This window comes from Gracilibacillus sp. Marseille-QA3620, assembly GCF_054950035.1.
In genome coordinates this window covers 3980103-3995127 of sequence record NZ_CM143102.1, presented here as the reverse complement: position 1 = coordinate 3995127, position 15025 = coordinate 3980103, and the positions used below count along the sequence as shown (strand labels likewise).

At 38.0% G+C, this 15025-nt stretch carries 14 protein-coding genes; 11 read left to right on the top strand and 3 right to left on the bottom strand.

The genetic code is table 11. The features are described 5' to 3' along the window. Positions 1-64: 64 nt before the first annotated feature. The 3 genes from ACY8DX_RS19980 to ACY8DX_RS19970 all read right to left on the bottom strand — a co-directional run bounded on the left by ACY8DX_RS19980 (position 65) and on the right by ACY8DX_RS19970 (position 4387). A complete protein-coding gene (locus ACY8DX_RS19980) occupies positions 65-685 on the bottom strand; it encodes a DUF6944 family repetitive protein (RefSeq protein WP_462405933.1) in 621 nt (206 codons plus the stop codon). Between the two features lie 125 nt (positions 686-810). Next, the gene (locus tag ACY8DX_RS19975; protein WP_462405932.1) at positions 811-3549 is read right to left on the bottom strand and encodes an N-acetylmuramoyl-L-alanine amidase family protein; all 2739 of its coding nucleotides are present in this window, start codon (positions 3547-3549) and stop codon (positions 811-813) included. Between the two features lie 73 nt (positions 3550-3622). Then, positions 3623-4387, bottom strand: a complete 765-nt coding sequence (locus ACY8DX_RS19970) for an SGNH/GDSL hydrolase family protein (RefSeq protein WP_462405931.1) — start codon at positions 4385-4387, stop codon at positions 3623-3625. Between the two features lie 146 nt (positions 4388-4533). Between ACY8DX_RS19970 and ACY8DX_RS19965 the strand changes: the two genes are divergently transcribed. The 11 genes from ACY8DX_RS19965 (at position 4534) to ACY8DX_RS19915 (ending at position 14995) form a co-directional block, all read left to right on the top strand. Then, positions 4534-5289 carry a YveK family protein gene (locus tag ACY8DX_RS19965; RefSeq protein ID WP_462405930.1) on the top strand — a complete coding sequence of 252 codons (756 nt, stop codon included), beginning with the start codon at positions 4534-4536 and terminating at the stop codon, positions 5287-5289. Further along, positions 5270-5968, top strand: coding sequence for a CpsD/CapB family tyrosine-protein kinase (locus ACY8DX_RS19960; RefSeq protein WP_462405929.1), 699 nt, complete (start codon positions 5270-5272; stop codon positions 5966-5968). The genes ACY8DX_RS19965 and ACY8DX_RS19960 overlap by 20 nt, the downstream gene beginning before the upstream one ends. An 82-nt stretch (positions 5969-6050) precedes the next feature. After that, positions 6051-6815, top strand: coding sequence for a tyrosine-protein phosphatase (locus ACY8DX_RS19955; protein WP_462405928.1), 765 nt, complete (start codon positions 6051-6053; stop codon positions 6813-6815). Between the two features lie 357 nt (positions 6816-7172). After that, positions 7173-8066: a UTP--glucose-1-phosphate uridylyltransferase GalU gene (gene galU / locus ACY8DX_RS19950; RefSeq protein WP_462405927.1), complete on the top strand. Its 894-nt coding sequence runs from the start codon at positions 7173-7175 to the stop codon at positions 8064-8066. A gap of 69 nt (positions 8067-8135) precedes the next feature. After that, positions 8136-8759 carry a sugar transferase gene (locus tag ACY8DX_RS19945; RefSeq protein ID WP_462406992.1) on the top strand — a complete coding sequence of 208 codons (624 nt, stop codon included), beginning with the start codon at positions 8136-8138 and terminating at the stop codon, positions 8757-8759. Positions 8760-9100: 341 nt separating this feature from the next. Further along, entirely contained in the window at positions 9101-10234 is a 1134-nt protein-coding gene (locus tag ACY8DX_RS19940) for a glycosyltransferase family 4 protein (protein ID WP_462405926.1), read from the top strand. Between the two features lie 80 nt (positions 10235-10314). Continuing rightward, positions 10315-10953 (top strand): hypothetical protein, encoded by a 639-nt coding sequence (locus ACY8DX_RS19935; RefSeq protein ID WP_462405925.1) that lies wholly within the window; start codon positions 10315-10317, stop codon positions 10951-10953. Positions 10954-10986: 33 nt separating this feature from the next. Beyond that, positions 10987-12084 carry a glycosyltransferase gene (locus tag ACY8DX_RS19930; protein ID WP_462405924.1) on the top strand — a complete coding sequence of 366 codons (1098 nt, stop codon included), beginning with the start codon at positions 10987-10989 and terminating at the stop codon, positions 12082-12084. Positions 12085-12175: 91 nt separating this feature from the next. Continuing rightward, positions 12176-13090 carry a glycosyltransferase gene (locus ACY8DX_RS19925; RefSeq protein ID WP_462405923.1) on the top strand — a complete coding sequence of 305 codons (915 nt, stop codon included), beginning with the start codon at positions 12176-12178 and terminating at the stop codon, positions 13088-13090. 51 nt (positions 13091-13141) lie between these two features. Then, positions 13142-14290 (top strand): EpsG family protein, encoded by a 1149-nt coding sequence (locus ACY8DX_RS19920; RefSeq protein WP_462405922.1) that lies wholly within the window; start codon positions 13142-13144, stop codon positions 14288-14290. 51 nt (positions 14291-14341) lie between these two features. After that, positions 14342-14995, top strand: a complete 654-nt coding sequence (locus tag ACY8DX_RS19915; protein WP_462405921.1) for a CatB-related O-acetyltransferase — start codon at positions 14342-14344, stop codon at positions 14993-14995. Positions 14996-15025: the final 30 nt, after the last annotated feature.

Genomic DNA, 15025 nt, shown 5'->3' with positions numbered 1-15025 from the left:
CGAAAGTGGGTGGGTTTTGTTTAAAATCAGCTTGTCCATGATGATTGCAGGCAGATACAATGCCCTACCTGAGGAAGAATGGGGCATTGCCTTGCCCGTATTGAGTTGGCTCTGAACCAGCTTCCTCTTCCTCTGCCTCTTCCTCTAGCTGCTGTCCAATAGCTGCTATGATTGCCCCGAATGCCTGAACCCATGAGCCAAGTGCATTAATGCGCTGGCCATCCTCTTGGTCGGTCAGTTCAATCTTGATGCCAAGGACCGAAATGAAGCAGCCAATCGATTGCAGGGAATTACCGATGATTCCCTCATAGGCTCCTGAGGGAGTTCCATTTATAATCTCATCGTAAGCCTGAAGCGCAGAACCGAGCCCTTGAAGGGTATTGCCCTGAGTCTCCAATAAATAATCGGCTTCAAGGGAGAAGTCTCTAAGAAGTGGCAGTAGCTCCTCAACTGAACCAATGGATGTAATCACAGCGCCTACATATTCAAAAGAGTAAGGAGTACTCTGCCCGTCCGCTTCCAGGCCGCTTCCGACCGCCTGCATCGTGAGGCCGACACGGTTGAAGTCATCACGCGTCTCATCGACAAGAGGGATAGAAGGAGTCGAACCATATGCCTCGATCACATTGCCGATCGCCTGCATCCAGGAGCCAATAATCTCTTTCGTATGATTACCCTTGCCCATCCAAACCACTTCCATCTATATAGTGAATCCATATAGCTTATTCGAGTAAACGAGTTTGGAGTGGGACATATTCGGAAATAGGCATATAGAAAAAGCCGTCCATGTTTAGTTGGACGGCTTAGCGGTTATTTGCTGAAGAAGACATTTAATCCGTTCAGAATACCCTGGGCAGCTTTCTTATGATAGCTGGCCTGAGAAATCTTCTTCTCTTCAGCTGCATTCGTCAGGAAGCCGAGTTCGACCAATGCAGCTGGCTGAGTGTTAATCGAAAGAACTCGGTATTTCGCATATTTTACCCCTCGATTTAGAAGGCCGGTTGTTTTCACCATTTCACCCTGCAGTGAGCTGGCGAGTCTTGAATTGAGGTAGTAATACGTCTCAATTCCCTTGGCATTAGAGGTACTCGCTGCATTGTAATGAATGCTGATAAAAGCATCTGCCTTGTTTCGATTGCTGATGGCAGCACGGTTATCAAGGGTGATATACACATCGCTTGAGCGGGTCATGATAACCGTTGCGCCGGCGTTTCGTAACAGGGCAGCCAGTTGGTTAGCGGTGCTGAGCGTAATATTTTTTTCCTTGGTTCTAAGGACAGATCCGACGGCACCTGGGTCAGTACCGCCATGTCCGGCATCGATGACGATTGTTTTACCCTTTACCGTTTTCGTTTTTAGGAGACTAGAAGAAACCCAGCCAATTATGCCGGAGGTCAGTTTTACCTGGGTAAAGCCATTCTTCGTGCTTAATTTTTGGACCTTTGTTCCTAAAGCAGCAGTCGTCAATACAGTTGATTTGGCGTTGGCATCCTTGTAAACGGAGGCTTTCCCTGTCAAATACATATACTCTGCTGGTGCTGCAACAGGCCCAGGCGTCGGGGTATTCACAATTTTCTTCGTAGATAGATGCTTAAGCTGTGTCCATCCGACCTTGCCGGTACTTGTCTTTACCTTGCCCCAATCTCCGCTTTTGGATTGCAGCGTGACGGTCTCATTCTGTTTCAAGGTGACAAGCGTTTTAGCGGAAGAAGAGGCCTTTTCCTTGATAGCAAGTGTCTTCGGAGAGACATAATAGGTTCCGAGATTGCTTTCTGGCTTTTTGGTCGTCAGATATTTAGTTGAAACCCATCCCTTTTTCCCATTGCTGAGTTTAACCTGTCCCCAGCTGCCGCTTTTCTTGAGCAGGGTAAGGGAAGCGTTCTTTTTCACAGAGCCAATCACCTTGGAGGAAGTAGTGGCTTTTTCGCGTACATTCAAGCTCGAAACGGTCACGTAGTAGGTCCCGAGATTGGATGCAGGAGTAGAAGGCTTCTTCGTCGTTAAGTATTTCATTGAAACCCAGCCTGTCTTGCCGTTGCTGAGTTTAACCTGTCCCCAGGTGCCGCTTTTCTTGAGCAGAGTAAGGGCGGCATTCTTTTTCACAGAGCCAATCACTTTGGAGGAAGTAGTGGCTTTTTCGCGTACATTCAAGCTCGAAACGGTCACGTAGTAGGTCCCGAGATTGGATGCAGGAGTAGAAGGCTTCTTCGTCGTTAAGTATTTCATTGAAACCCAGCCTGTCTTGCCATTGCTGAGTTTAACCTGTCCCCAGCTTCCGCTTTTCTTGAGCAAGGTAAGGGCAGCATACCTTTTCACAGAGCCAATCACCTTGGAGGAAGTAGTGGCTTTTTCTCGTACGTTCAGGCTCGAAGCTGTCACGTAGTAGGTTCCAAGATTGGATGCCGCAGTAGAAGGCTTCTTCGTTGTCAAGTAACTCATCGAAACCCATCCTGTCTTGCCATTGCTGAGTTTAACCTGTCCCCAGCTTCCGCTTTTCTTGAGCAAGGTAAGGGCAGCATACCTTTTCACAGAGCCAATCACCTTGGAGGAAGTAGTGGCTTTTTCTCGTACGTTCAGGCTCGAAGCTGTCACGTAGTAGGTTCCAAGATTGGATGCCGCAGTAGAAGGCTTCTTCGTTGTCAAGTAACTCATCGAAACCCATCCTGTCTTGCCATTGCTCAGTTTAATCTGTCCCCAGCTTCCATTCTTCTTCAGTAAGGTAACAGCCGTATTCTTTTTCACAGATGCAACGGACCTTGATGAAGTGGTTGCCTTTTCTCGTACATACAGGGTAGAGGCGGTCACATAATACGTTCCTAAATTAGAAGACACAGTAGAAGGCTTCTTCGTCGTCAAGTAACTCATCGAAACCCAGCCTGTCTTGCCGTTGCTGAGTTTGACCTGTCCCCAGCTGCCGCTTTTCTTGAGCAGGGTAAGGGCAGCATTCTTCTTCACAGAGCCAATCACCTTGGAGGAGGTCGTCGCTTTCTCCCGTACATTCAAGCTAGTAGCTGTGACATAGTAGGTTCCAAGATTAGAGACCGAAGTAGAAGTAGAAGGTTTCTTCGTCGAAATCTGTGAAGCTAGCACCCAGCCTGTTATCTTCTTGCTAGAATAATAGACTTTAAGCCAATTACCGCTTTGGTCCTTTACGGTTAAGGCTGTCCCTTTATTGATCTTGCTGAGTGATTTTGCTTTTGAGGAAGCAGATTGACGGATATCGATCGAGCCAGTTGAATAGCCTGTCCAATTCGTATAGGACAGGTATTGGCTAGAAACCCAGCCTGTCTTCTTGTTATAGCTGATGAAGGACCAGCCGTTTTTCTCAGAGGTAACCGTAACCGTCGATCCTTGCTTTAATTTGAATGTAATGGATGATTTCGTTGTCGCTTTGGAGCGGACGTTCAATATATCAGCTGTGACCTTTGCAGAATAGCTGGCTGCTTCCGTTGACGCAGGGACTTGTGAAAGGACAAATGACAGAATGACGATAAGACAAATGGATTTAAGAAGTCGTTTGTTCATTTTTTCATCTTCACCTCGAATCATTTATCGGAAGGATTTCCTGGAATTGAAGAAAAAAAGGGAATTTCTGTCCGATGAACAGAAATTCCTTATGTATTTACAGCCCAAATAATGTCAAGATCTCATCAGCCCAGATCTCCGCACCCTTATCATTCGGTGCGCTTTGCTCCTCATTTAAATAGTCCACAATTTCCTCGCTTTGGTCATCAGGCCATGCGCTCCAATGATCCACATACGTGATCTCATGCTCCTGTGCATATTCCTTTAAATCCTCGACTTCACGCGGGTAATAGGTTGCCCCGTAAATCGGATTCGGCGGAGTGAGAATCGTATACATGTATTCATTCTTCGCCTCTAGCTTCTCTAGAACCTCATCAATCATCTCTGGCGTTGCTTCTACTGCAGAGGAGATGCCGTTGCTGTTGAGGAGCAATGGCTCATAAATGAACACATCCGGCTCGGCGTCAATATAGTCTTTCACCATATCCTCCGCTAAGAAATCGACTGAATTCCCTTCATATTCGAGATGCTCGACAGTGACTTTATCTCCATACGCTTCTTTTAATCGCTCACTCAACAAAGCAGCCGTTCCTTCGTTATCCGTTCCGAGTGAGTCAGAGCCCGCAATCAGAATCCGAGCGCTGCCGTTTTCATTTTCCCAGGCAGCCAATTGCAAGGTTTCCTTTAAGCCGTGATCCGCTACCTTGCTAAAAGGATCACTCTTTTTAGCGGGTGCTTTCTCATTAGTAGTAGCAGCCTTGAGTGTACTCGCTTGTTCAATTTTATTCGACCAATGCATTTGGCCGGTAACCAATACCCCAATACAGAGCAGGCACAAGAGTAGAGTTCCAACATATTTCATTCTTTTCATCCTCCAACCAATTATGTGACGGAATAGTCAGTTACATTAATTATTTTTAACATATCATAAAAAAATGTCACAAAACAGGCGAATTTTCTGTCAGATGTTGTATAATGATTATTATCTAAAAATCGTTGGAGGGACATATGGAAGAAACGATCAGCTTAAAGGACCTGTTCGCAACCTTGAAGAAGCGAGCATTGCTCATTATTACCATTGCGGTCCTCGCGGTGCTGGTAAGCGGAGTTACAAGTTATTTTCTTTTAACACCAATCTATCAGTCATCCACGCAATTGCTTGTTAATCAGTCAAAGGATGAAGCGACAGCCTATAACTATAACGAGGTCCAAACAAATTTACAGCTCATTGATACATACAATGTCATCATGAAGAGCCCGGCCATCCTTGACAAGGTCATTGATGAATTACAGCTGGATATGTCTGTGTCTGCTTTAGAGAGCAAGATTACGGTTGCCAGCGAGCAGAACTCACAGGTCGTAAAGGTATCTGTTACAGATGAAGATCCGGTAATGGCAGCGAAGATTGCCAACACGGTTGCGAGCACATTCCAGAAGGAAATCGTAGATATCATGAATGTCGATAATGTCAGTATCCTAGCTAAGGCAGAGGTCTCTGATTCAGCGTCGCCGATTAAACCGCAGCCGCTCATGAATATTGCCATCGCTCTCGTTGTCGGACTCATGATTGGAGTAGGGATAGCCTTTCTACTTGAATATTTGGACAACACAATTAAGACAGAGCAGGATATTGAGAGAATACTAGGGATGCCGATTATTGGGGTAATTGGAGAGATTGAGGCTAACCATGCCCAAACAGAGGAAACGACAAGCAGAGGATCGAGAACAGGAAGAGGTGAACCAATTGGTACGCAAAAAGTCTAAAAAAGAAATCGGAATGGGGAATCAGCGTAAGCTTGTCACGTATTCAGACCCTAAATCACCGGTATCGGAGCAATTCAGGACGCTGCGGACGAATATTCAGTTCACGGCTGTAGATGAAGAGCTGCAGACTATCTTAATTACGTCTTCCGGCCCTTCAGAAGGGAAATCAACAACGGCTTCGAATACAGCAGTTGTCTTTGCCCAGCAAGGAAAACGGACCCTTTTCATCGATGCCGATTTACGCCGACCGACCGCTCATTATACGTTTGCTTGCCTAAATACAGCAGGGTTAACGAATGTATTGACCAAGCAAACAACATTAGAGAAAGCCGTCCAGGTGGTTGAACCGCTGGGACTTCATGTCTTAACAAGCGGCCCGTTACCGCCGAATCCAGCAGAGCTGTTATCATCAAGATCGATGAAAGAGCTAATCAACCAAGTGAAGCAGGAATATGATGTCATCATTATTGATAGCCCGCCTGTCACAGCTGTAACGGATGCGCAGATTATCGCCAGGATGTGCGATGGGATTATCCTTGTGGTCAGCAGCGGACGTACACAGGTGGAGGAAGCTGTCAAAACGAAGGATTTATTAGAGCATACGGGTACAAAAATTCTTGGTGTCGTGCTGAATAACAAAAAGACAAAAGGCAGCCATTATTACTATTATGCTAAATGATGGGATTTATTAGTAGATTTTGACTAAATAAACAAGTATTATAGAATTCGTGTGTAAAGACAACTTTAGGGGGGTATTGTGAATGATTGATATACATAGTCATATATTGCCGAGCCTTGATGATGGAGCCAAAACGATGGAAGATTCGTTGGAAATGGCCAGGCTTGCGGTTCGGGAAGGCATTGAGACAATTGTCGCAACCCCTCACCACAAAAATGGGGTCTATGAGAATGAAAAGGCGACGATTCTGCCCTCCATTGACTTGTTTCAAAAGCAGCTTGAAATTAACCAAATCCCCTTGACTGTCCTCCCTGGACAGGAAGTCCGCATTTACGGCGAACTTTTAGAAGAATGGGAGCATGGCACCATTCAAACGATTAATGATACACCGTATATCTTAATCGAGTTTCCGTCTAACCATATACCAAGGTATGCAAAGACCTTATTCTTTGAATTACTGAATAAAGGACTCTATCCAATCTTAGTCCATCCTGAACGAAATGCTGCCATTATGGAGAACCCAAATCTCCTTTATGACTTTGCCCAAATGGGTGTCGCTTCCCAGCTGACAAGCGGCAGCATCACGGGTAAGTTTGGAAAGAAAATCAAGAAGATTTCCAATGATTTAGTTGCCGCAAACCTAATCCATTTTATCGCTTCTGATGCCCATAATGTGACATCCAGGCAGTTCTGGATGAATGAAGCAAGAGATGAGATCGAAAAGCAATTCGGAATGAGCCAGCTCTATTATTTCGAAGAAAACGCACGCTTCGTTATCGAAGGGCAGCCTATTATGCGAGAAATGCCTCAGCAGGTCAGACAGCGTAAGTTCCTAGGGCTCTTTTAACCGACATAATCACATAAGGTGATGCCGCCTGACCTTTATCAATGACGGTACTCGGCCATGCTGTGGGAAGCAAGATTGCTTCCTTAGATGCGTGTCGTCAATAGGATGGTGTGAGGAAGGGTTAGATGCCCTATTATTTTTATCATAATGAAACTGTTTGTAGGATAAAGGATTTATTAGAAATTTATTCGATAAATAACATACCCTTACATATTGATTATGAAACATCTGCTATGTAATTGTCTAATAACTTTAGGCATAATAGCGATTTTTGAATAGATAGGCCTAGCCATTTACCACGAATTGTAAAAATGAATATGAGAAAAGAAATAGACTGAAATAGGACTGGAGGACGAGATGAAAAAAGTACGTAAAGCGATTATTCCAGCTGCTGGACTTGGCACGAGATTTCTGCCGGCAACGAAAGCGATGCCAAAGGAAATGCTCCCAATTGTCGATAAACCGACCATCCAGTATATCGTGGAGGAAGCCATTGCTTCAGGAATTGAAGATATTATCATTGTCACGGGGAAAGGTAAGAGATCGATCGAGGACCATTTCGATCATGCGTATGAGCTGGAGAATAACTTGATGGAAAAGGGAAAGTTTGACCTTCTCGAGAAAGTACAAGCCCCATCAAAGGTTGATATCCATTATATTCGTCAGAAGGAACCAAAAGGGTTAGGACATGCCGTATGGTGCGCGCGTAAGTTTATTGGAAATGAGCCATTTGCTGTATTATTAGGAGACGATATTGTTCAGAATGAAAACCCGTGCTTACGACAACTCATTGATCAGTATGATGAAACTTTATCTTCTGTTATTGGGGTTCAGACAGTGCACGATAATGAAACCCATCGGTATGGAATTATTGATCCGGCAGCACAAGAAGGAAGAAGGTATCAAGTGAGTAACTTTGTGGAGAAACCAGCACCAGGAACAGCTCCATCCAACTTGGCTATCATGGGACGATACGTATTAACACCTGAAATCTTTATGTTTCTTGAAAAGCAACAAACAGGTGCTGGTGGAGAAATTCAGTTAACCGATGCTATTCAAAAACTAAATGAAATTCAAAGAGTTTTTGCTTATGACTTTGAAGGTAAGCGTTATGATGTGGGAGAGAAGTTTGGGTTTGTGAAAACAACAATTGAATATGCGTTACAACATGAAGACCTCCATAATGAAATGCGACATTACTTGAAACAATTGGTTGCTAATTTTGAAAATGAAAAATCATTGGTTGAGTAAAGGCAGGGGTTAGGAGTGTCTAGTCAAACAAATCAGGATGTTACATTATTTAGTAATCAAAATGTATCAATTCAATTAAACGAAAGTCGTGGCTATTTGTATACTAAGCGTTTAATCGATATTATTGGTTCGTTATTAGGTATTATCTTCTTAAGTTTATTGTTTATTGTCGTTGCTATATTAATTAAAATCGAAGACCCGAAAGGTCCAGTATTCTTTATTCAAAAGAGAGTGGGTTTAAACGGAAAAGAATTTAACATGTATAAATTTAGATCGATGGTAGCCGATGCAGAAGAAAAATTAAAGGAACTCCTTAAGTATAATGAAGTTTCTGGGGCAATGTTCAAAATGAAAGATGATCCTCGTATAACAAAAATAGGTAAGTTCATTCGAAAAACAAGTATTGATGAACTTCCTCAGCTATTTAATGTTTTAAGAGGAGAAATGAGCTTAGTTGGCCCAAGGCCACCTCTACCTAGAGAGGTAGAGATGTACTCTGATTATGATAGACAAAGATTAATGGTCACACCAGGATGTACGGGACTATGGCAGGTTACTGCCCGAAATAGTGTTGGTTTCAAGGAAATGGTTGAGTTGGACCTTCAGTATGTAGAAAAACGTAATCTTCTTCTAGACATTATAATAATTTTTAAAACTATAGCTGTGTTATTTGGTTCCAAGGATGCTTTTTAATAGAGTTTATAAGAGTAAATGAATGTTATGAATATATGAATATTACCTTTTTTAACTATATTGAATCCTCGGAATTAGCAGTATAGAAATCTGATTATAATATATAGTGTCGGATATACCTGCTAGATTATACATTTAGTTGGAAGCCAGAAAACAACATGTTTTTCTGGCTTTATTTTTATAATAAAAAGGAACACATAAGATTTATAGTAACGGGACATTTTGAACATACCTTCTTTTTTGAATAAAATATATACTTGTTTAAAAATGAAGGAGAAATGTAAGGAAAAGAGTATGGCTAATATGAACTAACTTGTTTGGAGTAAAGGGAAGTGAACAAAATGGGTAAAAAAAAAATAATGCATATTGTGCAAGCTCCAGGGGGAGTCGAACGGTATATTCTAATGTTATTAAATAACATGAAGTCAGACGAGATTGAAAATATATTAGTTTGCTCATTTGATTACAAAGAAGAGACCTATAATGGTCTTGTTACAGCATTCGAGTACGTTGAAATGAAACGTTCCATAGATATAAAAAATGATTTTAAAGCACTTATTAAAATCCGCAGAATCATTAAAAAGTATTCTCCCGATGTAGTCTACATGCATAGTAGCAAGGCTGGAGCAATAGGGCGTCTTGCTAATTTAGGGATGAAAAATACTTCATTATATAATCCGCATGGTTGGTCATTTAATATGGAATGTGGCTGTTTTGAAAAAACTGCTTATCGATGGATAGAGAGGTTTCTTGCTAGATTTTGTACAAAAATTATTGCGATTTCAGAATACGAGAAAGAGTCTGCATTAGAAAATAGGATATGTAGAGATAGTAAAATTAAAGTTATTTTTAATGGAATTGATGTTCAAGATTCTTACAGAAAAAGTAAAAAACATACATTAACAAAAAGGGATCTAGGGATTCCAGATGATGCTTATGTGTTTGGCACTGTAGGTAGATTAGCTAAACAAAAAGCCCCTGATATTTTTATAGATTTTGCAAGTCTTATAAAGAAGCAGATACCAAAGGCGTACTTCATAATGGTTGGAGATGGAGATGAAATATCCGAAATACAGGCTATGATTGAAAGAGAAGGTCTTAAGGAATCTGTTTTAATAACTGGTTGGGTCGATGATCCCATGCAGTATATTCCATTATTTGATCAGGCGTTTCTATTATCAAGATGGGAAGGATTTGGCCTAGTACTCGCAGAGTACATGTTGGCAGAAAAGCCAATAATTGCAACTAGTGTTGATGCTATTCCAGAAGTGATTGAAAATGGAGTAAATGGTATTTTAGTGCCTCCAGATGATGCCAATTCCGTCTATGAAGCAGCCCAATTATTATATAAGGACGATGATTACAGGATGAACATTGTTCTGAATCAACTTAAATGTGTTAAGTTGAAATTTGATATTTCAAGAGTTGCTTGCGAGACTGAAGCCTTGTATAAGGAGATTTGCTCTTCAAAATAATAATATAGTGCTGTGAATTAGAATGGATGAAATATACACTTGTTTATTAAAGTTAAATACATTAAATGCGGTGGATAATAATGATAATAGAACTATTGGGAATACCTGGAAGTGGGAAAAGCACATTTGCAGATAATTTGATGAAAGAGAATATAAATTTTAGCAATCCATTAACCCTGTATTTATATAACGAGTCTAGGTATAAGCAAAATATTAATAAACTAAAACTATTTGCTGGATTTCTATTAAATGATCCGAAAGAATTACTAGTTATATCGGGATTATTTAAAAAAATCAAATTCAAAAAAAGAAGTACCAAATTAAAAATGTATTTGTATTTATTTTCGATTATTGCAGTTATAAATAAATGCCAGAAGAAAGATATCAATGGGAATTATGTTTTAGATGAAGGCATTAACCAAGTAATTTGGGGAATAACATATAATTCATATAGCTCAGGCAAAGAAATCGATGAACTACATGTAAGATTAAGCCCTTATTTCGCCAACCAGATCATCTGCATTAAAGTTAGTAAGGAGCTGGTTAAGGAGCGATTATATAAACGGAAAGGATCGGGGGGATCAGAACTTCAAAATGATATCAAAAAAAACGAGGTTTTCTTAGATCATTCCATATATATACACGAAAATGTTATAAACAGGGTTAAACAAATTAACAGTAGCATATTAGAAAACAGAATTACTCTTAGAGAACTATGATAATTGACTAGCTTGTAACTGAAAGGAAAGAAAATGAAAAAAAAAATTTCTATTGTTTATATGATTAATAGTCTAAAAAAGGGCGGACCAGTTAATATGTTATACAACCTTATAAAGTACCTAGATAAGGGGAATTTCGATGTTTCTATTATTGCTTTAAGAACCACGCCTGAAAAAGTAAAAAAAGATTTTTCAAATATTGATTGTAACGTTATTGAATTACAAGGTGGAAGTATATTTACAATTGTTAAAGAGGTGGAGGGAATTCTCAAGGGAATAAATCCTGATATTGTTCATTCACACGGAGGGATGGCGGATTTTGTTAATACAAGGGTTAGAGGAAATTATAAGAAATTCAGTACTGTTCACTGTGATCCAGATGAAGACTTTGTAATGAAAAAAGGAAGATTAATAGGAACTTTAAAGGCTTCGGCGTTTGTAAATACTCTAAAGAAGATAGAGTATCCAGTAGCATGTTCCCAAACGGTATCTCAGAAGCTACTGAATAAAAGAAAGTTTAAAATTGAATTTATTAAAAATGGGATAGATTTGGAGGGTGTAGGGGCTACTTCGAATTGTATATCTAGGAAGGATCTTGGCATTGGAAAAGACAAAGTTGTCTTAGTTTTTTGTGGATATTTATCTAAAAGAAAAAATGTATCCTTCTTATTTGATGCTTTTGAAAAGTTGGATAGAGATGATATAGGCTTAATGATACTGGGCGATGGGCAAGAGTATGATTCTTTAAAAGAGAGAGCGAAAAAGGATAACAGAATATTAATGATAGGAAGGGTAGATAATGCTTTTGATTATTTAAAATGTGGAGACTATATTATATCTGCTTCCTTATCTGAGGGATTGCCTCTTGCTGTTATGGAGGGGATGGCTTGTGGTTTGCCTGCGATTCTTTCTGATATTGAGTCACATTGTGAGTTATTAACTATGTGTTCTGAAGGAATAAAAACGTTCAATTTAACTACTACTGAAGGATTAGTGGCCCTATTGGAGAATATTGACAAAGATTGTATTCATAAAGAGCAATTAGCAGCATTAAATACTATGAAAACAGATTTAAATGCTTCTCGTATGGCGTATGATTATACATCTTTATATAATAGTGCTCTTGAGTAATAAATGTGTATCTTGATAATCCAATTTGCAATTACAATTGGGTAACTAGCATTATTTTCAAGGGAATTTGTTAATAGGTGGGTTCTTAAATATGAAAATATCGATTGTTATGGCAACTTATAATGGAGAGAAGTATATTATTGAGCAATTAGATTCTATACTTCAACAATCTTTATTACCTGATGAGGTTATTATTTGTGATGATAATTCTGCGGATTCAACGGTCAGGATAATAAAAAAATTTATAGAAAAGCATAAGCTTAGTGAATGGAAGGTTTATCAAAACTCTAATAATAAAGGTTATTCGGCTAATTTCAGTGAAGGTTTAATGAAAGCAACTGGAGATATAATTTTTTTAGCTGATCAAGATGATATATGGCTTCCTAATAAGTTAGAGGATATGGCACATGTGATGATGGAAAACTTAAATATTCAATTATTAGCCTCGAATGTAATGCCATTTTACATGGAAGGGAATGGTAATACTTTAAACTATGAAAAGTTTGGGGGGGGGATGTTAGTTAAAATCCCTTTTAGTGGGCGTTGGATTAAACCTATAAGACCTGGATGTTCTTTTTGTATACGGAGGAACCTGCTAAACGACTATTATAAAGTTTGGTTTAGAGATTACCCACATGATAGTCTACTATGGGGACTTGCTAATATTAATAATAGTTCATATTTATATAATAGAAATACAATAAAGTTTAGAAGACATGGTTCTAATGCCTCTAGTAAAGGGAATAAACAGCTGGAATATCGGTTGAATGGTATTAAAAATGAAATTTTAATTGCAGAGAATATGTTAAACTATCTACAAACTAAAAAGGGAAATAATAACACTATTGTTTTTATTAACAATCAAAAAGAAGTTTATAAAAAGAGAGTGGAATCATTAAAAACATGTCAGTTAATTACAACTCTTAAACTTTTATTAAAAATAAAATATTATGGAAGAATTAGATACTGGTTTACAGATATTTATTATATTATGAAGAACGCATAAGAAAGAAGAAATAAAACCATTTTATAATAAATAATTGATGGGTGGGGTGAAATGTTATCATTAGCATATTTAGGTGTAATTTTACTAATCCTTTTTCTTGAAAGTGTAAGTAAGAAAAGGATTAGTGGAGTTCTACCTTTTTTATTAGTTATATATTCAGCATTAATGATGGGAGGAAATACTAATAATCCGGATACAATAATATACAATAATATTTATTATAATAGTGAGTTTTTCTCAAAAGACTTTGGATTCGGAATTTTAGTGGAATTATCTAAAGTTTTTGGGATAAAATACGAAGTATTCAAGCTGATATTATCAACTGTAGGAATTCTATTAATTCACTCAACGGTTAAAAAATATGTGAATTATCCCCCAATATTCTATATCCTTTATTTTGTATATCCTTTTATGATGGATGTAGTTCAAGTTAGAAACTTTTTAATTATGTCGATTTTTATCTATTCTATTCCATGGTTAACGAGTGCAAATAGGAAAGATAAGTTGAAATATCTCATGGCTATGGTTGTTGCTGCTACCATACAGAAAACAGCAATTGTTTATTTACCACTAGTTTTCATTGATAAATTATGTAAAAGAAAAAACATTAAGCTCATGTTGCTGTGGTTTATTACTTTTTGTATATTGATTGGGCTAAATAAAAATGTTGTCTATCTTCTGGCTGAATTCCTATTTAATAATTTTAGTGATACCCTAGTTGGGGTGGGGAAGTTTTTACAAATAAACACCAATTATGGTTGGATCATTCAATGGGGAACTCAAATTACCAATTTTTTATTAATTCTTTTATCTAGGAATATAATAGTGAGTAATAAAGAGGTATTCGCAACAAATAGTAAGTTAATATCCTCTGATTATAATAAAATATATAATTTCTGTAATGTGATTTTTTGGATAAACGTTTATGCTTTTGTATTTTTACCATTATATGTGATGGATATAAATTTTTATAGGATTATGAGAAACATATATCCATTAAATTTAATGGTATTTTGCATTACAAGTAGTATTGTTATAAATAGAAATAGCGTTAGCAAAAAAATGGATAAATTACTGTATATTGCAGCAATTTTAGTGTATACATTAATTACCTTTTTTATAAATTATATTTATAATGGGCAAGGAGAATATTTAAAAACAATAATAGAACCATTATTTAAGGATAACTGGATTTTCTAATAATTAATTTTATTTGCGAATATTATTTTGCATAAACTTGGGAGGATATGAATGGGGCTAAAATCTAGAATTAAATATAGTATAGATAAATATAGAATAAAGAAGTATTGGAGAAGCATTAATAAACATAACTATACTACACTAGGGCCAATAAGTAACCAGTTATTTATAGAATTTATTAGAAATGGACGGGTTACAATTGGCAGCAACACCTATGGACAAATTAATATGCACTCATCTGGTAATGAAAACGAGTCTTTATCTATCGGGGCTAATTGTTCTATATCAAGTAAGGCTAATTTCTTATTGGGTGGAGAACATAATTATAAATGTATAACTACGTACCCATACAAGGTTAGAAAATTTAATTATGAGACTGAAGCAACTACTAAAGGTTCGATTTTAATTGGAGATGAAGTTTGGATTGGTGATAATGCGTTAATCATGTCTGGTGTCCATATTGGAAAAGGTGCAATTATAGCTGCAGGAAGCGTTGTTACCCGTGATGTTCCACCATATTCCATTGTTGGTGGAAACCCTGCTAAGGTAATAAAATACAGATTTTCTGATCAAATAATAAAAAAATTAATGCCTATTGATTTGAGTAGTATCAATCTAACAAAAGAGGATATTAATTATCTCTATTTAGAGGTAACAGATGATAATGTTGATACAATAGTGGATTATTTTAAATCAAAGTATTGAGTGTGTGAAGAAGTTATTACTAAAATTTAA